The sequence below is a fragment of the Alteromonas sp. NFXS44 genome (assembly GCF_040148705.1).
In the GTDB taxonomy this organism is placed as follows: Bacteria; Pseudomonadota; Gammaproteobacteria; order Enterobacterales; family Alteromonadaceae; genus Alteromonas.
Genome location: NZ_JAGDEA010000012.1, coordinates 724,492 through 750,274, shown reverse-complemented (window position 1 = coordinate 750,274; position 25,783 = coordinate 724,492). Strand labels below are relative to the sequence as shown.

Annotated in this window: 21 protein-coding genes; 10 read left to right on the top strand and 11 right to left on the bottom strand. The window is 49.0% G+C overall.

Features of this window, described 5'->3' with window-relative positions:
* Positions 1–7 precede the first annotated feature (7 nt).
* The 6 genes from tatA (at position 8) to J3369_RS20330 (ending at position 5,555) form a co-directional block, all read left to right on the top strand.
* Complete coding sequence (tatA, locus tag J3369_RS20355) at positions 8–250, top strand: twin-arginine translocase TatA/TatE family subunit (RefSeq protein WP_349590416.1); 243 nt, start codon at positions 8–10, stop codon at positions 248–250.
* Complete coding sequence (locus J3369_RS20350; RefSeq protein ID WP_303572311.1) at positions 243–611, top strand: Sec-independent protein translocase subunit TatA/TatB; 369 nt, start codon at positions 243–245, stop codon at positions 609–611. Before tatA ends, J3369_RS20350 begins: the two co-directional genes overlap by 8 nt.
* Positions 604–1,389 (top strand): twin-arginine translocase subunit TatC, encoded by a 786-nt coding sequence (gene tatC / locus J3369_RS20345; protein ID WP_349590413.1) that lies wholly within the window; start codon positions 604–606, stop codon positions 1,387–1,389. Before J3369_RS20350 ends, tatC begins: the two co-directional genes overlap by 8 nt.
* Positions 1,390–1,548: 159 nt before the next feature.
* Complete coding sequence (locus J3369_RS20340; RefSeq protein WP_349590411.1) at positions 1,549–2,973, top strand: alkaline phosphatase PhoX; 1,425 nt, start codon at positions 1,549–1,551, stop codon at positions 2,971–2,973.
* 77 nt (positions 2,974–3,050) lie between these two features.
* Positions 3,051–3,602 carry a hypothetical protein gene (locus J3369_RS20335; RefSeq protein ID WP_349590408.1) on the top strand — a complete coding sequence of 184 codons (552 nt, stop codon included), beginning with the start codon at positions 3,051–3,053 and terminating at the stop codon, positions 3,600–3,602.
* A gap of 207 nt (positions 3,603–3,809) precedes the next feature.
* Complete coding sequence (locus J3369_RS20330; protein ID WP_349590406.1) at positions 3,810–5,555, top strand: cellulase family glycosylhydrolase; 1,746 nt, start codon at positions 3,810–3,812, stop codon at positions 5,553–5,555.
* A 50-nt stretch (positions 5,556–5,605) separates the two neighbouring features.
* Here J3369_RS20330 and J3369_RS20325 read toward each other — a convergent pair whose 3' ends face one another.
* The 10 genes from J3369_RS20325 to J3369_RS20280 all read right to left on the bottom strand — a co-directional run bounded on the left by J3369_RS20325 (position 5,606) and on the right by J3369_RS20280 (position 20,964).
* On the bottom strand, positions 5,606–6,373 hold the full coding sequence (locus tag J3369_RS20325; RefSeq protein WP_349590403.1) for a DUF6445 family protein: 768 nt from the start codon (positions 6,371–6,373) through the stop codon (positions 5,606–5,608).
* Entirely contained in the window at positions 6,325–7,839 is a 1,515-nt protein-coding gene (locus tag J3369_RS20320) for a glycoside hydrolase family 30 protein (protein WP_349590401.1), read from the bottom strand. The genes J3369_RS20325 and J3369_RS20320 overlap by 49 nt, the downstream gene beginning before the upstream one ends.
* Before the next feature lie 76 nt (positions 7,840–7,915).
* Positions 7,916–10,471, bottom strand: coding sequence for a carbohydrate-binding protein (locus J3369_RS20315; RefSeq protein WP_349590399.1), 2,556 nt, complete (start codon positions 10,469–10,471; stop codon positions 7,916–7,918).
* A gap of 216 nt (positions 10,472–10,687) precedes the next feature.
* Positions 10,688–11,716, bottom strand: a complete 1,029-nt coding sequence (locus J3369_RS20310; RefSeq protein ID WP_349590397.1) for a cupin-like domain-containing protein — start codon at positions 11,714–11,716, stop codon at positions 10,688–10,690.
* A complete protein-coding gene (locus tag J3369_RS20305) occupies positions 11,703–12,422 on the bottom strand; it encodes a SapC family protein (protein ID WP_349590394.1) in 720 nt (239 codons plus the stop codon). The genes J3369_RS20310 and J3369_RS20305 overlap by 14 nt, the downstream gene beginning before the upstream one ends.
* A 100-nt stretch (positions 12,423–12,522) precedes the next feature.
* Positions 12,523–15,501 (bottom strand): TonB-dependent receptor, encoded by a 2,979-nt coding sequence (locus tag J3369_RS20300; protein ID WP_349590393.1) that lies wholly within the window; start codon positions 15,499–15,501, stop codon positions 12,523–12,525.
* A 335-nt stretch (positions 15,502–15,836) separates the two neighbouring features.
* The gene (locus J3369_RS20295; protein ID WP_349590391.1) at positions 15,837–17,315 is read right to left on the bottom strand and encodes a tryptophan halogenase family protein; all 1,479 of its coding nucleotides are present in this window, start codon (positions 17,313–17,315) and stop codon (positions 15,837–15,839) included.
* Complete coding sequence (locus tag J3369_RS20290; protein ID WP_349590389.1) at positions 17,312–18,889, bottom strand: tryptophan halogenase family protein; 1,578 nt, start codon at positions 18,887–18,889, stop codon at positions 17,312–17,314. Before J3369_RS20290 ends, J3369_RS20295 begins: the two co-directional genes overlap by 4 nt.
* 69 nt (positions 18,890–18,958) lie before the next feature.
* The gene (locus tag J3369_RS20285) at positions 18,959–20,110 is read right to left on the bottom strand and encodes a helix-turn-helix domain-containing protein (protein WP_349590387.1); all 1,152 of its coding nucleotides are present in this window, start codon (positions 20,108–20,110) and stop codon (positions 18,959–18,961) included.
* 317 nt (positions 20,111–20,427) lie between these two features.
* The gene (locus J3369_RS20280) at positions 20,428–20,964 is read right to left on the bottom strand and encodes a pilus assembly FimT family protein (RefSeq protein ID WP_349590385.1); all 537 of its coding nucleotides are present in this window, start codon (positions 20,962–20,964) and stop codon (positions 20,428–20,430) included.
* Positions 20,965–21,196: 232 nt separating this feature from the next.
* Here J3369_RS20280 and J3369_RS20275 point away from each other — a divergent pair, with 232 nt between their 5' ends.
* From J3369_RS20275 to J3369_RS20265, 3 genes are all read left to right on the top strand, one after another.
* The gene (locus J3369_RS20275) at positions 21,197–21,520 is read left to right on the top strand and encodes a hypothetical protein (protein ID WP_349590383.1); all 324 of its coding nucleotides are present in this window, start codon (positions 21,197–21,199) and stop codon (positions 21,518–21,520) included.
* Positions 21,517–21,840 (top strand): HAD family hydrolase, encoded by a 324-nt coding sequence (locus tag J3369_RS20270; protein WP_349590380.1) that lies wholly within the window; start codon positions 21,517–21,519, stop codon positions 21,838–21,840. Before J3369_RS20275 ends, J3369_RS20270 begins: the two co-directional genes overlap by 4 nt.
* A gap of 175 nt (positions 21,841–22,015) precedes the next feature.
* Positions 22,016–22,483: a Cif family virulence factor gene (locus J3369_RS20265; RefSeq protein ID WP_349590377.1), complete on the top strand. Its 468-nt coding sequence runs from the start codon at positions 22,016–22,018 to the stop codon at positions 22,481–22,483.
* Positions 22,484–22,489: 6 nt separating this feature from the next.
* On the opposite strand, the gene J3369_RS20260 is transcribed toward J3369_RS20265, so the two are convergent.
* The gene (locus tag J3369_RS20260) at positions 22,490–23,218 is read right to left on the bottom strand and encodes a helix-turn-helix transcriptional regulator (RefSeq protein ID WP_349590374.1); all 729 of its coding nucleotides are present in this window, start codon (positions 23,216–23,218) and stop codon (positions 22,490–22,492) included.
* Between the two features lie 301 nt (positions 23,219–23,519).
* Between J3369_RS20260 and J3369_RS20255 the strand changes: the two genes are divergently transcribed.
* Positions 23,520–25,778: a TonB-dependent receptor gene (locus J3369_RS20255; RefSeq protein ID WP_349590372.1), complete on the top strand. Its 2,259-nt coding sequence runs from the start codon at positions 23,520–23,522 to the stop codon at positions 25,776–25,778.
* The last annotated feature ends 5 nt before the right edge of the window (positions 25,779–25,783 follow it).

Genomic DNA, 25,783 nt, shown 5'->3' with positions numbered 1-25,783 from the left:
ACGGGTAATGGGATTGAATCTGTGGCAGATTTTACTGGTACTGCTAATCGTAGTACTACTGTTCGGTCGTGGTCGTATTCCTGCCTTGATGGGCGATATTGCCTCCGGTATCCGCAGTTTCAAACAGGGTTTGCAGGAGGAAGAACAAAAGTTGGATGCAGCAGCGCCTGCCGGTCAGACAGAGTCAGAATCCACGCAATCCAAACGTGGATCAGAGCAACCGGTGAAAGCCGGTCAACCCCATGCTTGATCTTAGCTGGACTGAGCTTTTTTTCGTGGGTGTGCTGGCCCTCATTATCATCGGCCCGAAAGATTTACCTGAGCTGTTTCAAATTTTCGGACGCTTTACCGCAAAGCTGAAGCGCATGTATGCCGGCATGCAGGGCAGCATGAATCAGCTTACGAAAGAAGTGAATATTGTGAACGGCAAAGCGCAACCGGGTGACGAAAGCTGGAAAGCGTTTTTGCCTGAAGATATCAGAAATCTGCCGGCAGATTTTACGCCGGGCTCAATGTCTGCAGAGCAACATGCTGAGCGCCGGAGCAAAATTGACGAGGCGCGCAACCAGGCTGATGAAGCGCGTAAGGCGAAGGAGCAGCGCAATGAATGACGAACAGATCAATAAGTCCACCGCGCCTTTACTTACTCACCTTATTGAGCTTCGTACCCGACTGCTTTACTGCCTGGCGTTTTTTATGGTGATGTTCGGCGCCGGCTACTATTTCTCCGCTGACATATATCATTTCCTGCAACAGCCATTGCTTGAACAATTCGGAGAAGGCAGTGAGCGGAGAATGATTTATACCGGCTTGCAGGAGGCATTCTTTACTTACCTGAAGCTGGCATTTTTTACTGCTCTGTTTTTCTCGGTGCCGCTTATTCTGATCCAGGTCTGGCGCTTTCTTGCTCCGGGTATGTATCAGCACGAAAGAAAAGGTTTTTTGCCGCTGTTTATTATGACCCCGGTTTTGTTTATTACCGGCGCTGCGCTTGCGTTTTATGTAGTGATGCCGATGGCATGGCAGTTTTTTATGAGTTTCGAAACCGCAGGTGGCAATGAGGCCATCAGAGTCGAACTGGAAGCAAAAGTCAGTGAATATCTGTCGCTGGTGATTAAGCTCATTCTGGCATTCGGACTGAGTTTTGAGCTACCGGTATTTCTGCTTATCCTGGCTAAAACCGGCATGGTAACGGCAGAAACACTAAGACACTACCGGCGCCACGCTATTGTGCTGATATTCCTTGTCGCTGCCTTAATTACCCCACCTGATTTAATTTCCCAGATAGCACTGGGTACGCCCATAGTGTTGCTTTATGAAGTATCTGTTTACCTTGTTGCTATGACAGAGCGGCGGGCACAGGCGGCGCAGGAAGCTGCTGAAATATAGTTTAAAAAAATCTGTCACGAACATGTAGCCTGCTCGTCAAGAAAATGGCGTCTGAGTGTCATTTTTGCTCCGTAGATTGGTTCCCTGCAAGACCGGATGTTGTCCCCTTTCAGAGGTCGGGGTTCCTACTTCTAAAACCAATCGAACAGGTGCAAAAAAATGTCTAAAGATACAACCGGGATGATTCTGTCCGAAGCGACGGTTAACCGTCGTGATTTTGTAAAAGGTGGTTCTGTTGTTGCTGCCAGTACAGCACTGGCATCGCTGTCTGCCAAGGCTGCGACTCTGCCATTTTCTTCTTCTTACGGCCCACTGAGCATGAAAGCCTGTAAAGCAACAGGTCTGGAGTTGCTGGCTTTACCGGACGGCTTTGAATATACCTCCTACGGCTGGACAGGTCAGATCCAGTCTGACCGTAACCCGACACCAACCGACCATGACGGTATGGCAGTGGTTGCTGCAAAGCAAAATATAGTGTGTCTTGTGCGCAACCATGAATTAAGTGAGGGCGAAGGCCATAAGTGTGACCCTGTGGGCGGCCGTGGTATCTACAATCCTGCGCAATATGGCGGTACTACCAACCTGATGTTTGATGTAGTAAATGGTAAGTTCCTGTCTTCCTACAACAGTCTTGGCGGCACAATCCGTAACTGTGCCGGTGGTTCTACACCATGGGGTTCGTGGTTATCCTGTGAAGAGACCTTCCAGGTTGCTCAGGGTATCTATCACGGTTATATCTTCGAAGTTCCGGGTTTTGGTGTATCAGACGGTCAGCCAATCCGTGAGATGGGTCGCTTCACCCACGAAGCTGTGGCAGTGGACCCGGCAACAAGCTTTGTTTACATGACGGAAGACACGGGCACCTCTGCATTTTATAAATTCGAACCGGCAGGCCAGTGGGGAGATTTGAAATCTGGCGGTACGCTTTACGCAATGGTGTTGGATAACACATCACGTGTTGACCTGCGTGGCGGACTGGTTGAAGGCTCAACCTACAACGTAAGCTGGCAGGAAATCCCTGATCCTGACGCGTTCAGTGAGTCCTGTTTCAGTCAGGCCAGCGACGCTGCCATCATTCTTCGCGGTGAAGGTTGCTGGTATGACGACGGTAAAATCTACTTCGTTTCTACTTCCGGCGGCGCAGCCGGTCTGGGACAAATTTTCTGTTTCGACCCTCGTCGTCAGCAACTCACGGTTGTATTTGAATCTACCAGCACGTCAGAAGTCGATGGTCCTGACAATATTGCTGTCAGTCCCCGTGGCAGCATCCTGATGTGTGAAGACGGTGGCTCTGATCCCAAGCGTCTGGTGGGTTTAACGCAAAGCGGCGAAACCTTCACGTTCTGTGAAAACCGCATGGAGCTGGATCAGGGTGATCTTGCTGTTATCGACAACATTTACCCCGGCGTTTCAGCCAACTTTACCGACAGCGTGGGCACCAGCACAGATGGTTCTGCCCGCCGCAGCTTTACCAGTCGTGAGTGGTGTGGTGCATGTTTCTATGGCCGCTGGTTATTCGTGAATATCCAGTCTCCGGGTGTCACGTTCGCGATTACCGGCCCGTGGGAAAACGGCGCGCTGTAAGCCGGAATAAGCATAAAAATTTAATAAAACAATACGGGGGCACGTTGCTGCCCCTTTTCAGACTTTAAGGAATAAACATGAAAGCACTGGTATTTTTAGCATCAATGTTACTTGCTGTTCAGGCGAATGCAGCCATTATGAACCTGAGCATTCCGGGCACTGCAAGCGGCTCTCTGAGTGACGAAAGCGGTTGGTTAAACGGTGATACTTCAGCAATTGATTTTTACACGTTCGAATTATCTGCTGACACTGAACTGAGTTTCTCACTGGATACACTTCTTACATCAATGGGTATGAGCCTGTATTCAGGCGAACTGGCGACGGATCCCGGTTTCCTGTTTGACAATGCTGGTGACTTCTCTGATTTCTGGGGTAGCAGTTTAACGTATATCACTGGTACCGACGCTTTCGTACCTGCGGCAGGGACTAATGACCTCGATGCGGGATTACTTACAAGTGGCTGGTACACGCTGGCTGTAGGTGGGAATGAAGGTTTCAGCTTTGGTTCATTCAGTTACACGCTGAATGCAGACGCAGTGACCACCACTGTTTCAGAGCCGTCCACGTTTGTTGTTGCACTGATGATGCTGGCAGGATTGTGCTGGACACGCCTTCAAGGTCGCAACTAAACGCGGCTTTCGGTAAATTCAAAAGGGCGCTCAGCGCCCTTTTTTGTGTCTGCGATTAAACGTTTGCCTGAAAGCAAACCGCAATCAGAACGTTCGGATTGTATATTTTGCTGCCCTGTCGAACGCATGCTTGTAACTAAGTTGTTAATTTCATAATGCCTGCACTGGCGCAGGTTAATCCCGATAATATAAAAAGCAGGATATCCAATGAAAATAACAACTTTACATGAATCCGGTCCGTCATTACTGACAGCGGCTTTCCCCCGCAAACTGAAGAAATTTGTACAGCACGCCGCCTGCGGTGCGGTTATCGCATTGAGTAGCACGCATATGGCCTATGCGAATTTTGTCAGCACTCAGGGTAATAAAATTGTTGATGAGCAGGGTAACGAACTGTTTCTGAGTGGTATCAACCTGGGGAACTGGCTGGTTTGGGAAGGCTATCTGATGATGGGCGACTTCAATTACCGTACTCATACACAGTTTTTCAATGAACTTGCCGGCGCGCTGGGCAGTTCTGATAAAGCTGCAGAGTTTGAGTATCAATGGCGCCTGAATTACGTGGATGAACAGGCGATAGCCGATTTGAAAGGCCTGGGATTTAATTCAGTACGGGTTCCGTTTAATTACAACCTGTTCTGGTGGAATAATCAGCTCCGTGACAATGGCTTTGAGTATTTTGACCGGTTAATTGAATGGTGCAGAAAATACGACATGTATGTGTTGCTCGACATGCACGGCGCTCCCGGCTATCAGAATCCGGGTGATCATGCTGACAATGTTAACTCCAATGCCAGTCAGCCCCGCGATTCCGTGACGTTCTGGGATGGCAATAACGTGCAGATTGCAGCCACCATCTGGCGTCATATTGCGAACAGGTATAAAGATGAACCTGTGGTGTGGGGGTATGATCTGATTAACGAGCCGGTGCCGCAGGACGGGCGGGAGTACGAACTGCTTCCTTCGTTTATCACAATGCGAAACGCCATAAGAGAAGTGGACAACAACCATATCATTGTTGCTGAGGGTAGCTGGTGGGGGTCTGATCTTTCAAAAATTGACTGGAGTAACGGTGATACGCAGGCGCGTACCGGCATTAACTACAAATGGGACGATAAGCTGGTTTACCAGATCCATCATTACGGCCCGCTCGCCGATACACAGGGACGTGAGAACATTACAAATAATCTGAATATTCCTCTTATTATCGGAGAATACGGGGAAACAGATAACGGTAACTTGCTGGCCATCACCAACTGGGCAAAGCAAAATCTGGCGGGTTATTTCCCATGGTCATTTAAGAAAATGTCCCACGACCGCACTTTGTGGACCATCCCCACGAATAATGCTTATGAGCAGGTGAAAGCCTATATCAACAACGGTGGCACGCCACCTGTCCATCTGTATGACGCAATGCTCGACTTTGCACAAAACAATGTGCGTAACGGGCATGCCAGTCACACGTGGCATCAGGATTTTTACGACGGAGTAAAACCTGATGTGACCACCACAAGTTGTAACAGCAGTGGCAGCGGCGCTTTGGCAAACGGAACGTACATTATCAGCAATGTTGCCAGTGGCCGTGCCATGGATGTGGCAAATGTCTCTGTTGCAGACGGCGCTAATATTCAGGTGTGGGATAACTTAAACGCTGCGAACCAGCGCTGGCAGGCCGTAGAAGTTGGCAGTAACGTGTATGAATTTATCAGTCAGAACAGTGGTTCTTGCTTAGATGCAGATAACGGCTCGGATAACGTGCATCAGTGGTCGTGTTTCGGAAGTGATAATCAGCGCTGGGCGCTGCAATCGTTACCAAACGGTTCGTTCAGGGTATGTTCTGTTGCCGGTCAGTCAGCACTGGAGGCTCAGGGAACAGGTAACGGCGCAAATATAAGAACTGCCGCTGCAACGGGCGGAGACAGTCAGTCCTGGTGGTTCTCTCCGGTACAATAGCAGTATGATTATCGGGGCCTGCCGGACAATACGCGGGCCCTGATAAGTGCTCAGTTTGCTCCGGCGAAAATATTAACGGTTAAGCGTCCGGAAAGCGGGGAAGTGTCCAGGTCAGCGCCGGCGTCGATCAATCCTGAGTGCAGCAATGTACCGGGATAAATGAGTAAGCGGTTCGGGCGGTAGTCTATTTTTCCCATCAACGTATACTCATCGTTTGAATGGTGAAAATAGTCCTGCTTCCGGTGACCGGTTTCGGGCGTATAAGTAGTCCTTGCTGCTTCAAAGTCCGGCCATCTGTCCGGCGTAATATTTTCAAAACCGGTTGGATTATGCCGGTAAAATCCTGTTCCCTGAAAGCTGCGCCGGCCTGCATACAGCATAATGGCGAAGTCGGTTTTATGTTGTGAGTCGAAGTGAGGCACACATTGCAAAGGATGCAGTTCCTTAGCAGGCGTACTGGCAATGCTTATCCAGGAACCCTGGTCAGCCAGCTTTTCATGATCAGCAAGGTGATATGCCTGCTTAATCAACCCTGTGGTCATTTGCAGTAACGCTTCCCTCAACACATCAGGACAACGTGCACGGACGCCGGGATACCAGGTGGCGCTTTCCTGTTCGTAGGTTAATGCTGCTGCCATGTCCTGCACGGGAGCAAGCTCTGAGAAAGCATCGTCTATCAGCACAACACGGGTTTTCTCGTGACCAATTTTCAGGATATGACACTTAGCCCTATGATTAAGCTGCAGACGATGATTTTGCACAGGTAAACCTACCACTTCACTGTCGCTATGCTGTTCGCCGGCACAATGATTTGCCATACCTTTTCATGTAATGCGAAGGACAAAGTTTGCTCTGTATCATTGGGATTGGTGGCAATGGCTACCACAGAGCCGTCGGGATTCTGAAACGCGACGTTTTCCATATGGTTGATGGTTTCCGGTGATGAGCCTATGCGGACGGCACCCCGCCGGATGAACTTAGAAAACTGTCCGGTGAGCCAGTATTCAGGCGTTTTGTACCAGTTATTGCTGTCACCTTTTTCCTGGATGAGCATTGTGGGACCTACGACCCCCGGCTTATTGTAGGGACCCTGATTAGCTTCATCCACATTTTGCGGCAGCATGGTTACCCAGGAAATGTACGCTGTAGACCAGTGCCGGAAATGCCTGATAACTGACTGAAAGCCCCTGTTCAGATTGTCATCCCCCACACCCCATACACTGCCTTCCGTGAAAATAACGTCTTTTTGCGGATGCGCCTGATGGACACTGGCCATGGCCGATGAATCTCCGGCGTAATGGTGAAATGCCGTGCCGTCGATGTAGTGATAGAGCCCTTTTTCAAGGAAGTCATCAAGCTGGGTAACCGCTTGCTGCCAGTAGTCAAAATTATGGTCAAGCGTCCACAGTTTCACGTTCAGTTCAGCACCATGGTGTTGATTTACATTGTGGAAGTTGTGATACACAGCAATTAACAAGTCCCGCTCCTGCTGCCAGGACAGTACCATGCCCGGATAGGCGGGTGGTTCAAATTGCCGTTCGTTCTGCAAGGTCAGGGCATAAACCGGTATCCCTTCAGCCGCATAAGCTTCGATAAACTCTCGCAGATATTGGGCGTAAGCTTCGTAAAACTCAGGTTTCAGCGTACCGCCCTGTACCATATCATTGCGCTCCCGCATCCAGCGGGGCGGGCTCCACGGGCTGGCCACCAGTTTCACCGGATTATGCGTTTCATTTCCGGTTTCTATGGCCATCTGAAGCGTGTCTGTAATGCCAAGCTCAATATTGCGTTGAATAGAGAACGCACTCTCCGGTGTATCCTGAAAACTGTACCAGCCTTTCTCATTGTCCGGTGAGGTTTCAGCATAAGTGCCGTCTGAGAAGTCTGATGTTCCTATGCTGATCCTGAACAGATTCAGACCAATGCCATTCACCGGGTCGATGAGTGCAGCAAGCAGTGCCTTCTGCTCTGCCCGTGTCTTATTTTTGCGGATTGCATAAACGGTGGAATGCTCCAGCGATGCGCCAATGCCCAAAATGCGCTGATATTGCTGTTCAGGGTCCAGCACGATAAGGTCTTCGGCATCCGTGCGGCTTACAGCCTGCACCGGTAAATTTTCAAGACGGCGGGGCACCGCCTCTTCCGGCCAGGGCTCGCTGTACCACTGCTTGTCGTTAGGATGCCACTCAGTGGAAACAACGGCCTGAGGTGCTGAGTGGTTTGAAGTATTTCCGCAGCTGACTAAAAAACCTGCTACAGCTATGAAGAGAAGCAATCGATGCATAGTAATAAAAAATCCCGGTTAAATAAAAAGCCGGTAAGCGCGCGGAGCTTACCGGCAACAGGGTCAAACTAAGGGCTTAGTTTGCTGTAAACTCCATCCAGTTCAGGTTCCAGGCACCGCCAAGTGCGGTAAGCTGAAGTTCCTGTTCACCGGCTTCCAGTGTGACGGTGGTCGATATAGTCGCCCAGTTCTGCCAGTCTCCGGTGTCTGAAACGGCTATGCTGCCAACGCTGTTTCCATTCATTGTGAATGCAATGCCTTCAGAGCCTCCTGAGCTTGCTACACGCAAAGTAAGTGTGTACTCGCCAGCCTGTGTCACATTAACGTTGTAAGTCAGGGTATCACCGGCATCGGTGTAGCCCAGGTTCTGGCCGCCTCCTTCATCCTGCGTATCTTCAACCTGGAAGCCTGATTGTCCGCTGAAGTGCTCGGCTTCAATACGGCCGGGGATATCTGCATAGAAAATTTCAGTGGCGACTTCGTTTGACGGGTAACTTTCCTCGCCGTTACCGGCGGTAACGATGTAGTAGTAAGTCACTCCTTCTGCGGTGATGTCATCCAGATACATTTCTGTATCCAAATCTTCAGCAATCAATTGATAGTTGCTGCCAGAGGAGGTTGTGCGGTAAACGTTGTAAGTTGCATCACTCACATTCATCCAGACCAGACTCATTCCGGCTTCCGTTTTCTCCAGAGTCAGTGACTGCGGGGCATCAGGAAAATTGAAAATACTGGCCGGTTCACTGGCCGTGAGTGCATCGTATACGCTCTGGTTTATCTCGTATTCGATTGTGGACATCTCTTCAAAATAAGCTTCAATGGCTTCTTTTGAATCGTTATTCAGATCGATTTTAGTCATGGCGGCGGCGCTGATATCTTCGCCATTTTCAGGCGGTGCGGGTAAAAGATAGATCTCAGCCCACATATCAGCAGAATTCACATCGGCAAAGGTTCCGCTTAACAGGTACGATTCACCACCTTTTAATTCAACGGCCTGGTAGACACCGCCATTTGAGAAACCCTCTGTGGCAGAAAGGCGCAGTACGTTGTCATCACCACTGGCATATCCTACTTCAACGCTGAGGTTATCATCCTGAGGACTTGTATTGGTGCCGCTCCATTCTATCCAGTCTGCGGCAGTGTCAAAGGCTCCGTTTGAAAGTACATCTTCACCATCAGACTGAGCAATTAACTCCAGATTATCGAACTGCACATCATGTTGTCCGCCCAGCGCACCTGATTTAATGATCAGGTAGAACGTCTGATCGGTATCTGTGGGCGTCACTATTTTCGCCGGTGTCTCACATGCTTCAGCCAGCGTGGAATTCCAGTCGTCGCACGTCCAGGTGGTCGCTTTGGCAAGCAGGCGTTCGCCTTTATTGGTCACATAACCCCAGGTACCGTTACCCTGACCGCCATTTGTGCTGAGTACTTTGTAAGACCAGGCTGTCGCCGCCCAGCTAAGGGAGTTATACCGGTCGAATGTGGCCCGGGTTACCGGACCACCCAGTTCGCCAAGGCCGGCCCAGGGCTGCATTTCACCAATCAGAAACGGGGTGTCGAGCTGACGGATTTTCTCATCCCACTCGCATACGCCGGTTGTACCGTTTTGTCCGCATGTAAGCCAGTCGCGGTGTACGTCGTAGCCAATTTCTCCCCAGCCAAAGATGCCGGGATAAAAATGCATTTCAAAAGCGACATTTGTCATTCCCGCTGCTTCCGGGTCGCCATAGGCATCAATGCCGCTGTTGTGACCCGGTAGAATGACAACATGGGTCTGGTCGACTTCACGGATGGCGTTGTAAAGCTCTGTCACATTGGTAGCCAGGGTTTCTGCGTCAGTTCCCCATGGCTCGTTTAATACGCCGTAACCCGCAACAGCCGGTTCATCTTTATAACGGGTAGCGATTTGCTTCCAGAGCCAGCGGGTACGGGCCTGGTTTTCCTCAACGTTGTCGCCTTCCCAGTATTCATTTTTACCGGCGCAGCCACTGTGGTGCTCCCATCCCTGTGCACCTGCCGCGCCGTGTAAATCAAGGACAACCCACATATTCCGCGACTTTGCTTCAGCGATGGCATAATCGAGATATTGCCAGGCGTCATCCCGCAGTGTCATAGGGTTCGCGTCGTCTTCGATAAGTTGATAGGGGAAGGGTAAACGAATTAAATTGAATCCCGCGTCCTGCATGATGTCCCAGTCCCGCTCTGTGATGTAATTATCGCGGTATACATCCATAAGACGGGCTTTTTCTTCCTGCCCGAAGCGGGCATCCAGGGTTGCTTCAAAAGTACACTGATCTTCAATGCCTTCACCCACAGGATTCTCGCCACTGTCGAGCATCCACATTTCCATCATTAACCAATTGCCCAGGTTAACACCCCGGAGAGAGACGATTTCGCCCTGTGCATTCATCCACCGTTCGCGATCTTGTTTCAACAGACTGTACTGCTCATCACCTGTTGAAGGTTGAGGTGGGGCAAAGTCATAAACGGTTTCACCATTATGGTCATCAGCGCCGCTGGCTTCATCCAGGCCGCCACAGCCTGCCATGTTCAGTGCCAGTCCGCTTAAGGCAATAAGCTGTGCAAGTTTGGTAAGCGTAAACTTATTCTGTTTATTTGTTGTTTTCACCGGTTCTCTCCGAGTTGCTCCATTGGGTTTGTCGATGCGCTTGATTCAACAAGTTTGCAACAAGGAGTTAACCAAAATCCGCTTTAAGAAGATTCCGCATGGGCGCGAAAATGCCAATCAGAACGTTCGGATTAAGGTCAGAACGCTCTTACAGGCGTGAAAATACGCAAACCTGTGCATATTCTCTGAGGCGGTGTAGATCTGGGGAATTCAGTGTTAACGCTGTAATGATTGCAACAATAAACTTCTTAACTGGCGGGCGCGATCTTCATCCATGTCACCCAGTATGCCTCTGGCTGAAGGCGGGATGTGATCGAAGGCGTTGGCGTCATCATTGAAGACATAGTGGTTAAATACGTCCTGCCAGATTTGCTTTTCACCGGCAGGTAAACCGGCAATGCTGAGCAGTGCATGATGGAGAGCATGAACGGGGGCGTCTGCATATGCAGGTGTGGTACGCCACCAGTAGTTTACCAGCACATTAAACGGAGCCAGAGCTTCCACTTCATGCCACCACATTGACGGAATAAACAGGGCATCACCCGGGCTGAGTTCTGCGACAAGCCCATGTTGTAATGCCTGCTTAAAAAGCGGGTAGCGGTCATGATCGATGTTATGCAGGTCAACCAGACTTACCGGCTGTCCGGAAGGGGTGAAATCGAGGGGACCAATGTATAAATGTGGTGTTTGCGACGGCGGAAATAACGTAAATTTACGCCGCCCGGCCACACAGCAGGCAATATTCAGCGGTAAGTCCTGATGAATCGCTACACGTGTACGGTTTCCGACCCACAGTCCGTTTCTGACATTGCCGGATGGAACGGGAACCGGCGGGTTTTGCGCACAAAAGCCCGGCAAATAGTGCGGTAAATGCGTGCCGCCGATATACATGCCGGGAGGCGCATTCAGTTCAGTTGATTCAAGCAACTTTTTTAAAAACAGGCCCAGATCAGCAGCCACCTTTTCAAAGTTAAATCCCGTCATGTCATCATTGTAAAAGAAACGTCCCCTGGCGCGGGGGTCAGCGAAGAAAAACCCCATGGGTTCGCCGGTGTAAAACTGTAAAAGATGCCCGCACAGCGACCGGTCACTGTTCCGGCTATGTTCAACAGCCGGCCAGTGTTTAATGTAGTTATCTAATTTAACCGGAACGCTGCGGTTTAATAACCAGTCCGGAAGCGGACTGCCGGGAGGCAGTGTGACAGTCTCGCAGTGAGGTAACGCCGGTGAACTATTCAATCTCACGGGCCTGCTTTCTGTCGATGAGATCAGCAAAGTTCGCCTGACTGGCAATCACGAAATGAATCAGCTGAAGTCTTCCTGCTTTGTGTAAATCTACGACCACATCTTCTGCCAGTTCCCGTAATTTATCTTCATTGATGGTGTAGTAACCTGTCAGCCGGTGTTTTTCGCCGTTCGCCAGTGACACATCAAGGAAAAAGCTTTCGAGTAATTCGTGACGCTCAAGCGTGTTGATAAAATACTGCGTCTCTTCCTCCTTCTCCTGAATCGCACAAAGAATGTCAGTCATGCGTTGCAAATATTCGCTGTGCCCTCCGTGATCTAAGAATAAGGGTTCTCCTTCTGTTTCACTGAGTTTAGGGCTGTCGGGATCGACCAGCAGAACCGTTTGTCGCTCTGCGTTTTCACCGGCAGGGCGCTGCCCGATTAAAAATGGTTGCCGTTCTATCATCAGGGGAATGGTTTTAGCGTCCCAGCCGGTATCGCTGAGATATAAGTTTTCATTTTGCTCCAGACCCAAAAGGACAACTGCATGAAAGCTTTGCTGTTCGTCTTTGTAAAAAACAATGGGATATTCGTGCTGCAAACTTCTGAATTCGAAAGGCTGCACACGGGCAATCATGGTGGATTCATTGGTTTTTGTTGAATGGGAAGGGATAACACGTAAGTGTTTGTGGGTGACATTGTTTAAAGCAACGGGCGTGGCCATAGTGCCTCCTTTTACTTTGCTGTTAAACGCAAAAAGCTGCACGAAGAGCAATGTGGTTGGGGGATGCTCTTCATGCAGCGCAGGGCGTTGTTATTATTATTTAAAAGGTATACCGCATACCTAAGTTATAACGCGGTGACGACTGTCTCAGGTTGATCAACATTTGTTCATGACGACCGTGCTGACGCTGATATTCGTTAGTCAGGTTGATGCCTTCCACAAATACGGTGAGGTTTCCGGTTACGTCGTAGCTCATGTTAACGTCCCACTGGCCGTAGGCTTCAGTGTAAACCGGGTTATCCCCGGAGCCGTCGCCAATCCATGCAAGAAACTTGTCCCGCCAGTTATAAGCAACACGTACAGACAACTTATCGTTTTCATAAAATGCGATAAAGTTTGCTGAATCGCTTAAGCCGGTCAGGGCATATTGCGGCTCCATAGACGCGTTATCGTAGTAGAGATCGCCGTCTACCATCGTACCGTTCACGTTTACGCCGAAGCCGCTGTCCCAGAACATATGCTGTATGGCGACTTCCCAGCCATTTACATTGTTATCGCGCTGGTTGAAGGGGATATTAATTTCAAATTGTGCCAGGTCATCTTCAGGGCTGGCATCAATAACCACATCTCCGTGCTCGTTCAGATACACATTCGGATCGCTGTCTAAATAGTTTTCCAGAATGTACTGACGAATTTCAGCGTTACCGGTGAAACCGGCTGCCCTTGCGGCATCTGCCCGCGGGCCCTGTGCGGGGTTACGTAAGTCAAACGCAGTTTCTGTAATAGTGCGTCTGCCCACAAAGTTGGTTACGTCTTTATTGAACCAGCCTGCTGCAGCATAGCTGGCCTCATCGTAATACCACTCCAGCGATAAGTCGTAGTTAGTGGATTCCAGAGGCAGCAGTGCCGGGTTACCGCGGGAACCTGAACCCTGAATGGTGGTGATCTGGCCACCAAGGGTTTTACCTCCCTGCATGTCACCGTAACCAGGCCTTGAAATCGTCTTACTGAAAGACGCGCGGGCGACCACATCGTCGGTCAGATCGACTTTGAAATCGATGCTGGGCAGCCAGTTATCGTATTCCCCTGACTCATCAGTAAAGACGGATTCGCCGGTGGGTTGCAATACCAGCTCGTTGGTACTGCTCCAGGAGATACCGTCGTAGCTTGGTACCAGCGCAGACGCGCGGGTTTCTGTTTTCTCGTAGCGCACACCGGTGATAATTTCTGCCGGCATATCGCCTATGTCGAATACCAGATTTGCCTGCACATAAACCGCCTGCATTTTTTCATCGGTATAGCGATCTGTTGTGTAATTCGTGCCACCGCAGAAACGCGGACCACAAGGCCACTCCGTGTCATTCTCGTTGTAGAACGTGGCCGCGGTATATTCGGCAATCTGCTCAAAATCCCAGTCGATATAATAGGGTTCCAGATCCGGGTCGGCATGACCTGCAATGTTGTCGAACATGTCGCCTAAAGAACGCTGGGTAAACCAGCTGTCTTCCCAGTCTTCCGGCTCACCTACGCCACTCCATGTACCGCGGGTAGCACTGGCATATTTTGAGTGGTTATTGGTTTCTGTCTGAGCGATACCAAAATCAATACTTTCGATGATGCCGGCATCAAAATAATATTTACCGCTGGCCTGAATTTGCTCCAGATCAGTACGCTCGTGGTTATTACCAAAGTTACTGCCTGCACCAATCATGTCTTCCGGCTCGAAACCGTCAACACCTTCAGGGTATTCAATGCTCAGTACAGGCAGTACCTGAGAAAAATCTACCGTGGTGCGGATACGGTTATTTGAAATCATTGCCAGTGAGCCCCAGCTGCCGTAAGGGCTGTTGGGTTCGTGCTTAGCAGAGGCGTCGTGATAATCCAGCTCCACCACCAGGTTGTCGTTGACCTGATACTCTAAATTTAAGCCAATAGAGTTATTGGTATTTTTGGTTGCTGAAAATCCCCGTCCGGAATTGATGCCGGTACCTGTACCTCTGGCTGCGTCCGCGCTGTAGTTGTCTGTATCCTGATATTGGATGGGGTAAGAAATCCCTTCTTCATTGGGCTCAGACCAGACCATTGTGGCGTTATTGTAGTTGAACGAGAACCAGGTCGACATATCGGTCAGTTCGCGGTCAATACTGCGTTCAGAGTAGGTATAATCCAGCCTGGTTTTCAGTTTATCCGTAGCCTGATATTCCAGCGTTAGCTGGCCATTAATACGGGTGCGGTAAGCTTCATTAAATTGATACACCAGGTTTTGAGGGACAGCATAGGTGACACCGTCAGCCGGTTTATTCAGGTATGAGTTGTCAGGATCTTCTGCCGGCAAATTACCCCAGCCACCTTCATCCTGACCGGAAATAAACGAGCGCCATCCGGATGCCACAGAAGCGTTGCTGTTACCGCTGTCACGCTTCTGGTAACTGCCTGTCAGCGCAATACCGAACTTGTCATCCATAAAGGTTTCTGAGTAAAGGCCCGAGAATTCAGGCGTCCACTTATCACCTTTTTGTGTTGAATCGTCATTCACTGCTTTAAAGCCAAAAGTGGCCTGACGACCCGGGTTCGCCAGCGGACGGGGAGTGATAATGTTTACTGTACCACCCAGACCACCGGTGGCGATGGAAGCCCGCCCGGTTTTGTAAACTTCAACTGTACTCACCCCTTCTGAAGCCAGATCAGCGAAGTCAAAAGAGCGGGTCGGCGTTGGCATCTGCCGGCCATTTAACAGTACCAGGTTCCGGTCAGCGCCAAAGCCACGGATAGTGACCCGGCTGCCTTCGCCGTCTGAGCGGTCAATTGATACACCAGTGATCCGTTGAAGTGACTCAGCCAGGTTGGTGTCCGGGAATTTACCGATATCTTCTGCAGAAATAGCTTCGACGATACCCTCACCCGAGCGCTTTAAATCCATGGCGCGAATCATACTGCCACGGATACCGCTAACTTCGATAACTTCTACATTATCGTCAGCCGCTGCTTCCTGAGCCTGTGTGCTGGTGATCATCGCCGAACCCAAAACAAGAGAAACCGATAAGGCAATCCTGTTCTTATTAAAGGGGCGAGTTTTCATTATTTTCTCCCTGCGATAGCTTTTGAGTTGTGCCCGTTTTGCACGCATTTTTTAAACTTTTCATTAACAATTTTGAAAAGCATGGGGAGATTACGCCTGCACAAAAAATAAGTCGTTTTAATGGCGCTAAAACCGTGAATTCGAACGTTCTGATTCACGAAACGAACGTTCTTTTAAATAAGATTTGTTAAAAATCAATAGTTTGATTGGGTGTGGTAAAGTGAGTAAAACCTTGGATTTATGTGGGGAAACACAAGAAATCAGGGAGCGCTGAGCTGTCTGCACGGGGCAAAGTCCTCAGCGTCCGCTTTGATGTTAATACTTCTGGGCGGTATTCATGTCCGGTTAAACAATGAATTCAGGTATTGACTGTGAGTGGGTAAGCCGGCAACTGTGCGGTCGATATTGCTTTTGATATGAGTAAGGAAATTCTGTAATTCCTGTTCACTCATCATATCGGCGATAGGGTGGTAGGCTTCAGGCAAAAGTCCCTGACCTATCATCACCTGCTGCCAGGAATCATCAAACAGTTCGTTATTTTTGCGGTGGATCTGACCCGATTCTCTGAAAATGGTTAAACGCCGCGCCAGTGAATCAGGCACGTCCATTTGCTTACAGTGACGCCAGAAGGCTGAGTCGGTGCGCTCTGTCACATGATAATGCAAAATAATAAAATCGCGGATATGTTCAATCTCATCCACACTCTGGCGGTTAAATTCGTCAACAACGGACTGCTGCACTTCTCCGTGGGGGAACATGCGCAGTAGTCTGACAATACCCTGCTGAATTAAATGGATGCTGGTGGATTCAAGAGGCTCAATGAAGCCGCTTGCCAGCCCTAATGAGACGCAGTTCCGGTTCCACTGTTTCACCCTGCGGCCGGGGCGAAATTTAATGACCTTCGGGTCGTTCAGCGCAGCGCCTTCAATATTGCCGGTTAACCGTTGAGTCGCTGCATCATCAGACAAATATTTGCTGCAGAATACAAGACCATTGCCTGTGCGGTTTTGCAGAGGGATCCGCCATTGCCAGCCTTCCTCATGGGCAATACACCGGGTATACGGCAGAGGTGGTGCATGACTCTCTGTCTGAACGGCTACGGCGCTGTCGCACAACAGCCAGTGCGACCAGTCTGTGTAGCCGGTATGCAGTGTCTCTTCAATTAATACGCCGCGAAATCCGGTGCAGTCGATAAACAAATCACCATCTATCCGGTCACCATTATCCAGTTGAAGCTGAGTGATAAAGCCGTCAGCGGGACAGGTAACCACCTTTTCTATTCTGGCATCAATACGTTTCAGGCCAGCCTGTTCAGCGAGTTGACGCAGGAACCCGGCGTAACGGCCTGCGTCGATATGGAACGCATAATTCAATCCATTTTTGGGAAGGTGAGCAAACTTGTGCGCTTCGGCGGCTACCCGTTCGAGGCAATACTGACCAAAATCTCCGCTCAGGCCCAGTTGTCTCCCTCTGGTCCAGAAGTGCTGAAAGCCTGCAGCCCAACAATCCTCTCCGGTAGCACCGAAAGCGTGAAGGTAGCTGTCCTGTGTGGTCCGCCAGTTTTCAAAGTTAATGCCCAGTTTGAAGGTCGCATTTGTTGCCGCCATAAATGCCTTCTCATCAATTTTCAGTAATTGATGGAAGAACACCAGTGTCGGTATAGTCGCTTCTCCCACACCGACAGTGCCGATATCGCTGCTTTCGATCAACGTTACGTCTACGCGGTTATGCAATAAACGGGTTAGCGCAGCGGCAGCCATCCAGCCTGCGGTGCCGCCACCTGCAATGACAACGCGTTGTTTTTTATTATTCATCTGTTCACCTGATATTTACGGGCGCCGGTAAGCTGATTTAAGAGTGCGCGGTTCGCGGGAAGACCGGCAAGATGCTGACGGGTTAATTGCTGTTGTTTGTGCCAGGCATGCTGATGTCCTGAAGAATCATGATCAGCGGAACCGGGCAGAAAGGCGGTGTTGAAATCCATGCCATATAACACATACAAATAACTGGCAGCGGGGAATATCTCATCGCGTAAATTAAAGTCTGAGGCGTTTGGGCTGCGGGTCGACCACATACTTAACCAGTCCTGAAGTTGCTCAGAACAGGAAGACAGTTTACGCATTTCCTGCCAGTAGGCAGAATCATCTCTGTCGCTGAGCACATAGTGCAGCTTGAGAAAATCAACAATCCGCGACCATTTTCCTGCGAGCTGCTGGTTGAACTGTCTGGCGACCGGCGCTATCTGATTTGTATACCGCGGGAGTTGTTCAGATAACAAAGTAGCAGCCAGTTCGATCATAACCAGCGCAGATGCTTCGAGTGGTTCCAGAAAGCCTGCCGAAGTGCCTATGGCTACGCAATTTTTCTGCCACGGCGAACGCCGGTAGCCTGGCTCAAAGTTAAAATATTTTGCTTTGCCAGAAAACTCACCGAAAGAAACATCCCGCAGTGATTTGTCGCTGCCGGCATAACGATGAAGCGTCCGGATCGCTTCTTCAGCAGTGCAGTGCTGTGAACTGTACACGTAGCCCGCTCCCCTTCGCTCCGGCAGGGCAATATCCCATATCCAGCCTTTTGACTGCGCAACAGAGCGGGTAACTGATGCCACAGGTGTATCATCTGCAGCGTATTGGCACTGCACGGCTACAGCACTGTCATTAGCGAGTATATGTTTGCAGGAAATGAGTGGCTCACCGCAGTGTTCTCCGATGAGACGGGCAGAAAACCCGGTGCAATCAATAAATATGTCACCTTCTATCTCCCTGCCGGTCTTATCCAGCACCATACTGTGAATACCGCCGTCTTCGGACGGGATGACTGAGCTGATGTGACCGGTAATATGGGTAACACACGATTCTGACGTGGCGTGGTTCTTTAACAGACCGGCAAATTTAACCGCATCGAGGTGGTAGCCGTAATTCACTACTCCGGCGAACGGTGGCGTTTCTGCTTGCTTAGGGGCAAGGTTACGATCGCAAATGGCTCCCTGCGATGTGGCTACACTGGCAAAATCCATTTGAGGCTGATACCGCTGCCACCATGCCGCACAATCGGTGTCAAAGTAATTAAACGGCAAGGAAAAAGGATGGTAATACTGATGAGGCGATGCCTCCGGCTTACGCCATTGGTGAAAGGATGTGCCCTGTTTGAACGAACCGTGGCAAGCGCTGAGAAATGTCGCTTCATCAATGCCGATTTTTTGCAGCGTGCCACGCATGGTAGGCCAGGTGCCTTCTCCAACCCCGAGGGTAGGGATGTCCGGTGATTCAATCACTGTGATTGATAAGTTACCCGGCCGGTGCTTAGCGGCCAGGATACAGGCTGTGAGCCAGCCTGCAGTACCACCGCCTGCAATGACCACCGAGGTAAGTTGTTGCGTGTCCTTCATGTTACTCCTTTTGCACTGATGCGCATGAAGAAGCGACATGAAATGACTGGCTCACTACATAACGCTTAACTACGCGCTTTGCCTGGCCTGTTTATTTTTAAAATCGTTACGGTACTGGCTGGGCGTTTTATTGAATTTTTTCTTAAACAGCGTGTTATACACAGACTTGCTGTTGAATCCGGCATCGTAAAATATGTTGGTGATGCTCTTGTCATTGTGTGCCGGGTCTTCCAGCATTTGCCTGGCTTCCTGTATCCGGTAATTATTAATAAACTCGTAAAAGTTCACTTCATAATGCCGGTTAATGGCGTTTGATAATTCTTTGACCGGGATGTCCAGTTTCTCAGCCAGGCGTTCAAACGATAAATTCTGATTTAAATAAGGTCTCTCGCTTTCCATGGTACTTTCAAGCCGGCCGATAAGTGCTTCGCTGACCGGCTCCCGCTGAACAGTTTTGGCTTTCACCGGTTGAGCCCGCAAAAAGTGGGATGCAGCCATAAAAATAACAACATTCAGCAGCCCGAATTGCATGTAATAGGACGCCAGTCCTATCAACTCAACGACTTCGTAATACGGGAAGCCGTACAGTGAATGGTACACTTTGATGGCGCTCAGCATGGTTTCCCATGCCAGGATCCCTGTCAGCACCATCAATACTTTCGGCAGCCAGGCCGGTACGTTGTATTTTTCCTTTATCTGGCTGTCGCTCTTTAAAATCAGCAGCACGGCATAGACAGCAAAGGCTACCCGGATAAGCTTTGCCAACAAATCCATAAACACATAGTCAAAGTCGGCGAAGCTGTAGTTTTTAATCAATGTCACCCTGACATCGTAGGGTAGCGCATAAAAATGCTGGTAAATGAAAACGCCAAACACCAGCAAGGGCAGTAAAAAAAAGCCGTGCCACCGCTTCAGTGCAAAATCCTGCTGTGTCACCGCGCAGGCAAACAAAAACAGCAGCGGACCGTCCAGCCAGTAGGCAAAATTCAAAGTGAAAAAGTAGTTGGGCGATGACTCCAGTACCCAGTAGCGGAAAGTGCTTCCCCATAACACCAGCTCATGCACTGCAATACACGCGTGCACTACAAAAAAAGCGATAAGCAGGCTGGTTGGAAAACTTCTTCCGGACCGGTTAAAGCCAATGTAAATAGCTACTACCAGACATTCAAAAGCGATAAGAAGGAGAACCAAATCATGTAAGTTGAAGAGGGTTTTATCCATGATTCTCTGACATGACTCTTGTAATAATATTGTTAATAAGTCAGAGGGATAGTAACCAGTCAGTTTGACTAAATCAATGGATAAAATTGCCAGTCAGCGCTTAGCCGAACGTTCTTCTGCACAATTTCCCGCTTTTAATTCTTATCCCGCTTATTTCAGTTTGCTTGCCTTTTCTTTTCACACGTAAGAAATAACAAACGACTTTTCATGCCGTTACAAGTTCTTTCCTTTAAACGAACGTTCGGATTAACGATTCTGGCTTAGAAGTAATATGTCAGCAGGGAGGCCTGACTATTTTGAAAGAAGGTAGTGGGAGGTTAACACCCTGAAACATCAACAATAATTTCAGGTGGCTGGTAAGTGTTAACAAAAGTTTCGTAGGAAACATAGCAGGCCGTGGCAACCACTTCGTTATGCCCCACACCCTGGCTAATTTTACTGCGAACGGTGATGTAAATTTCACGGGTGAGATCGCCGCTGGCAGACTGGCCGTTGAAATTATCGGCCCAGGTAAAATCATCGGCACCAAAACTCATCAGTTCCATGATTTCCGGAATGCCGTCACTGTCACCGAACGAAAGCGCCAGCGGATAGCCTTTGTCGAAATAGACACCATCAAAATCAAAACCATTATTAAATCCGCCGTTCCGTTTGGCGATGATGGCTTTAGTGTGAGCAATGTTCGCGGTGGATTTCAGTGCGCCGGCAAGGGTATTAATAACAGCAGCATTGGCTTCAGATGACAGGTTCACAAAGCGCGGGAATGCCGTGACCGATAATACGCCAAGCATAATGATGACGATGATCAGTTCAATAAGCGTGAATCCGGATTGTCTGGATACCTGATAACGCATTGGCCTGCCCGATTTCTTACCCTGTCAGTCGATAATTTAAATACACCGTAATACTACTTGTTTATGGTAGAGCAGAATCCGGCGTAGAGGGTTATCTGTAAATATACCTATGCACGTTGCCTTTAAGCCGCTGAGACTAAGTTTTGCAGCTAAGTGCTTCATTCCTATAACGGCCTGCGTGCCGGAAACATAAGCCCGGCTTACCGCAGTTACACAGATTTAATGAGGTTTTATGACGATATCCCGCCCATTTATCATTTTTGACTTCGACAACTGTCTCGCTCCCGGTAATGCGGTGGGGGAAAACTTGCTCGCTCCTTTGTTTGACGAGCTGGAAAGACTGGAAAAACATCATTTATCCGGTGAAGAATTTTCCTCGATGAAATTCGATTTCTGGCGCAAGCCACTGGATAAGATTGCTTCTGCCTATTCTTTTTCTGAGGAGGCTGAGCAGCGCAGTTTCGACTATTTCAGGCAGTTGGAATTAACGGGGTCAATGTCGGGGTATGAAGATACATTGTTCGTTAATGAGATGGGGGCACGAAAATTCTGGTGACATCGGGCTTTGAAAAGTTTCAACGCTCTAAAATTGAAGGGCTGGGCGTGGAAGCGGCTTTCAGCGATATATATTTTGACGACCCGGGAGAGCCTCCACGTAAAGGAAAAGGGCATTATTTTGCGCTCGCCTACGATAAGTACGGGGTCGACCCTAAAGATGTCTGGGTGATCGGAGACAGTGCAGAGTCTGAAATCGCAGCAGGAAATGCTTTGGGGATGAAGACAGTACAGATTTTACGTGCCGGTGTTGAGAGGCATGCTTCGGCAGACTATCACGTTACCGGTTTGCATGAGTTTGCAAAACTCGCCGGGGCGTAATTTCAAAGTAGCTGAACAGCTATTTTCTCTTCGCTTACAATAATCCTTGTGGCAAAAAGGGCTCAGCCGGAAGAATTTTTGCACTGTTTGTGCAGTAAAAACGCACAAATTCACCGTGACATCATCTGTTAATGCCGTTATGTTCTTAAAAAAACGGATAAAAACAGGACGAACAATGAAGTTTTTGATTGCAGGACTTTTGCTGGTAAGCACAACCGCATTCGCCAGCTACACCACGGATGAAGCAGAGATTATCGCGTTGTTGGAAAAGAAATCGGCAACATGGCGCTCCGGTGATCTTGAAGCCCACGCCAGTTGCTGGAACATCCAGCCTTACAGCCGGATTTTAGTGTCTAACGCTAATGGCAGCGTGATGGACATTCCCCCGCAAGTCATTGTTGCACCCCCTCCGGGCTCTGCCGGACAGGGCGGCACCTTCGAACATACTGACTATCGCTTCAGTGTTGTGGGTGATTCGGCCTGGGTAAGCCACCACGAAGTTGCCACCGCCGCTGATGGCGATAAAACCTATTCCTATGAAATCCGTTTACTGGAGCGCTTCGATAATGAGTGGAAGCTGGTGGGCCAGTCTATCCACATATACGACTACGGTTGGGATGAAGATTTAATGATGCCTGATTGAGGAGTATTACTTCTCGCCGGCCCGGTTCTTCAATTCTTCAAGATAATTGTAAATAGTGAACCGGGTCACGCCGAGTGCTTTGGCTGCCCTGTTCACACCACCCCGAACGAAAAAGAGTCCACCTTTCTGCATCGCGTCTACTGCGCTCAGCTTTTGTTCGCGGTTCATTTCTTCTACCGATTTTCCGTATCGCTGAATATTAGACGTAATAATGTCGTCCATCAGTTTTTCTACTTTTTCAGCGGGTTTTGGCGGGGGTGATGAACGCGGTGTTTTATTTACTATTGCGTTTAACCAGCGTTGGGCCATTTCCGGTACCGTAGTATCTGAATTGAAACATAAGCCGGCAAACGGAATGCCGTCGCTGTCCCGGAATATAGCCGTAGCAGAGTGAAGTTCGACACCTTCGCTGTTCACCGTGCGGTAGTCTGAAATAATACTATTTTGCTGACCTGTTGATGATGCCCTCTCTTTTGCATCTTCAAAGCCTTTGTCATCTTTCGGGCCTGCCAGTATTGAATCGCCGATCGAACGGTTTGTGACATGTCCGTTTGCAATCGCTACTACGGATCTCTCCGGTTGAGTCAGATCGTGCAATACCACTTCGATATTTTCGTAGAGTACTTCTTCGAGTACTGACACCACAGTTTGCAATGTAGACATGACCAGCTGACGCTCCATATCACAGAACTGTGATCGCACCACGGATGCCTTACTTTGATTTACTTTGTCCATGGCTCCTCCGGAAAATACCAAAAATTACACATAATAGTGTACCTGGAATTTCACTTTAAACAATTTGTTTATTTCAACAATAAAACCTTTGATTGTTTCAACATTATGTGTAATTTTAATGAAGCTGATTAAAAATGATTCAACACTTTTACTAAATTAATAATGAAAGGTTGAACATGAAATAACTCCTAAAATAGAAAAATATCAGCTTTGTTGCCTGCTGGAGCAATTATAGCGACAGACAGAATTACTATTAGCTTTAGTAATAAAAATTCAACATTGTGTTAAATCTGAGGAAAACATGTTTAAACAAATTATCGAAAGCGTTGAGCTAAATGCGATTACGCGCTCTATTATTGCTGCTGCAGGCGCTGCAACGATAGTCATGACCGCAACTCCGGCTTATGCACAGACATCTGAGCAGACCACGGATGATGATGCAGTTGAGAACATTGTCGTTACAGCACAGAAACGTTCAGAGCGCCTGCAGGATGTACCTATTTCAATTGATGTACTTAATGCTTCAAAGTTGGCCGAATCCGGCAAAGCAAAGCTGGCAGATTTTTACACTGAGATCCCGGGGCTGAGTTACATCCAAAGTCAGATGAGCAGTGCTATTATCATGCGTGGTATCGGAACCGATGCGGGTATCAGTATTCGCCCCACAGCCGGCACTACCATTGATGATGTGCCATACGGGTCCGCCACAAATACCGGAGTATCTCCTGATCTGGACCCTTCCGATTTACAACAAATTGAAGTTTTGCGCGGTCCTCAGGGTACACTTTACGGTGCAAGTTCAATGGGTGGTTTGCTTAAATATATTACCCGCGACCCGGATCTAACTTACAGCGAAGGCCGGATGGAATTAGGCGGTGCTACGGCAGCTCACGGCGGCGATGGATACAGCCTGCGCTTATCGGGAAGTACTCCGGTAACTGATGAGTTTGCTGTTCGTGCCAGCGTATTTAAACGTGAAGATCCTTACTTCGTTACCAACACCCGTGACGGCGCAGATAATTCTACGACTGCTGAAGGCGGCCGCTTTGCTGCGTTGTGGCAGATCACAGATAAGGTATCGTTCCGCGGTTCAGCCATGATTCAAAATAATGGTCAGGGCCAGTCAGCAACCATCGATTCAAGCTACGATTTAACGCCAGAGCAGGGACAGTATTCTCATACAAGAATGGTGGGTGCAGACAAATTCGAAGGCACCACAAGATTCTATTCCGCGCGTTTGAATGCGGATTTGGGGTGGGCGACATTTGACTCCATAACCGGCTACAGCGAGCACCGGTCAGCAGCAAAGCAAGATGTCGGTTATACAACAATAGGGGATTTGGCGCCGGTATTTGCGGGTATGTTGGGGCTAACGTTTGAGAACCCCGGGGCTCAAATCGATAACCGGTACAATGTTGATAAAATCAGCGAAGAGTTGCGCTTATCTTCTCCGGAACAACAACTGATGTGGCAAGTTGGATTGTTCTATACCAAAGAGGATGTAAACAGCACACAAAATTTCTATCTTGGGGACAATGACTCCGGAGAAGTATTTACCGGTGTGCCGCTGCTGATTTCTCTTGGTGATAACGAGTACGAGGAGTCAGCTGTCTTTGCGAACGTCACTTACGCGATTACTGATAAACTTGATGTGACTGCAGGCGGGCGCTACGCAGAGAACGAACTGTCTGGCTTTGGTGAAGCGGGCGGCATGCTTTCTTCTGCATCAACAACGACCAATAAAAGTGACGACAGTGTTTTTACCTACTTGCTGTCCACCCGTTATAAATTTGAAAAAGATATGATGGGTTATATTCGTATTGCATCAGGCTACCGTGCAGGCGGAAGTAACAGTAATCTTCTGGCCAATGCACCGGAAAGCTACACGTCTGATGAACTGGTCAGCTACGAACTCGGCTTTAAGGGTAGTTTCCTTGATAACGATCTGCGAATGGATTCCGCCTTGTTCTACATCGACTGGAGTGACTTACAGTTAACTCAGCTTGATTTGGAATACGGTTCAACCTATACAGCGAACGCGGGTAAAGCCGTGAGTCAGGGTATTGAGTTGAGCCTTGATTATGACTTCGCTGAAGACTGGTTGTTTGCTGTTAATTATTCTTTTACTGATGCCAAACTGGCTGAAGATATTCCGGGTTTCGTTGAAGGTTCTACGGCGTATGGACTGGACGGTGATCAGCTGCCGTTCACCGGTAAACATGGCGGTACCATGGCTGTTTCGCATTTCATAGAGCTGAATAATGGTGTCAGCCTCTCGCTTGAAGCGAAACTGCGGTATACCGATGACCGTCAGATGGAGTTTACGCAATCTGCTGAACTGCCCCGTATCCAACTGCCCGGCTATACCACGGCTGATCTGAGTGCTAACTTCTCCAAAGATGACTGGAAAGTCACACTTTACGTTAATAACGTCACTGACGAAGTAGGCTATGTCACTGCAAACCGCCGTTCTTCTGCTGCTTTGGGGACTGATGTTACTTACGGTCCCACATTGATTCAGCCTCGCACTGTTGGTGCAACTCTGGCTTATCAGTTTTAAGAAAA

Excerpts from the sequence above, each read along its gene's own strand:
- J3369_RS20255 (WP_349590372.1), top strand. The coding sequence starts at position 23,520 with ATGTTTAAACAAATTATCGAAAGCGTTGAGCTAAATGCGATTACGCGC.
- J3369_RS20275 (WP_349590383.1), top strand. The coding sequence starts at position 21,197 with ATGACGATATCCCGCCCATTTATCATTTTTGACTTCGACAACTGTCTC.
- J3369_RS20295 (WP_349590391.1), bottom strand. The coding sequence starts at position 17,315 with ATGAATAATAAAAAACAACGCGTTGTCATTGCAGGTGGCGGCACCGCA.
- J3369_RS20260 (WP_349590374.1), bottom strand. The coding sequence starts at position 23,218 with ATGGACAAAGTAAATCAAAGTAAGGCATCCGTGGTGCGATCACAGTTC.
- J3369_RS20285 (WP_349590387.1), bottom strand. The coding sequence starts at position 20,110 with ATGGATAAAACCCTCTTCAACTTACATGATTTGGTTCTCCTTCTTATC.
- J3369_RS20335 (WP_349590408.1), top strand. The coding sequence starts at position 3,051 with ATGAAAGCACTGGTATTTTTAGCATCAATGTTACTTGCTGTTCAGGCG.
- J3369_RS20320 (WP_349590401.1), bottom strand. The coding sequence starts at position 7,839 with ATGCATCGATTGCTTCTCTTCATAGCTGTAGCAGGTTTTTTAGTCAGC.
- J3369_RS20290 (WP_349590389.1), bottom strand. The coding sequence starts at position 18,889 with ATGAAGGACACGCAACAACTTACCTCGGTGGTCATTGCAGGCGGTGGT.
- J3369_RS20305 (WP_349590394.1), bottom strand. The coding sequence starts at position 12,422 with ATGGCCACGCCCGTTGCTTTAAACAATGTCACCCACAAACACTTACGT.
- J3369_RS20330 (WP_349590406.1), top strand. The coding sequence starts at position 3,810 with ATGAAAATAACAACTTTACATGAATCCGGTCCGTCATTACTGACAGCG.
- J3369_RS20265 (WP_349590377.1), top strand. The coding sequence starts at position 22,016 with ATGAAGTTTTTGATTGCAGGACTTTTGCTGGTAAGCACAACCGCATTC.
- tatC (WP_349590413.1), top strand. The coding sequence starts at position 604 with ATGAATGACGAACAGATCAATAAGTCCACCGCGCCTTTACTTACTCAC.
- J3369_RS20300 (WP_349590393.1), bottom strand. The coding sequence starts at position 15,501 with ATGAAAACTCGCCCCTTTAATAAGAACAGGATTGCCTTATCGGTTTCT.
- J3369_RS20350 (WP_303572311.1), top strand. The coding sequence starts at position 243 with ATGCTTGATCTTAGCTGGACTGAGCTTTTTTTCGTGGGTGTGCTGGCC.
- tatA (WP_349590416.1), top strand. The coding sequence starts at position 8 with ATGGGATTGAATCTGTGGCAGATTTTACTGGTACTGCTAATCGTAGTA.
- J3369_RS20340 (WP_349590411.1), top strand. The coding sequence starts at position 1,549 with ATGTCTAAAGATACAACCGGGATGATTCTGTCCGAAGCGACGGTTAAC.
- J3369_RS20325 (WP_349590403.1), bottom strand. The coding sequence starts at position 6,373 with ATGGCAAATCATTGTGCCGGCGAACAGCATAGCGACAGTGAAGTGGTA.
- J3369_RS20280 (WP_349590385.1), bottom strand. The coding sequence starts at position 20,964 with ATGCGTTATCAGGTATCCAGACAATCCGGATTCACGCTTATTGAACTG.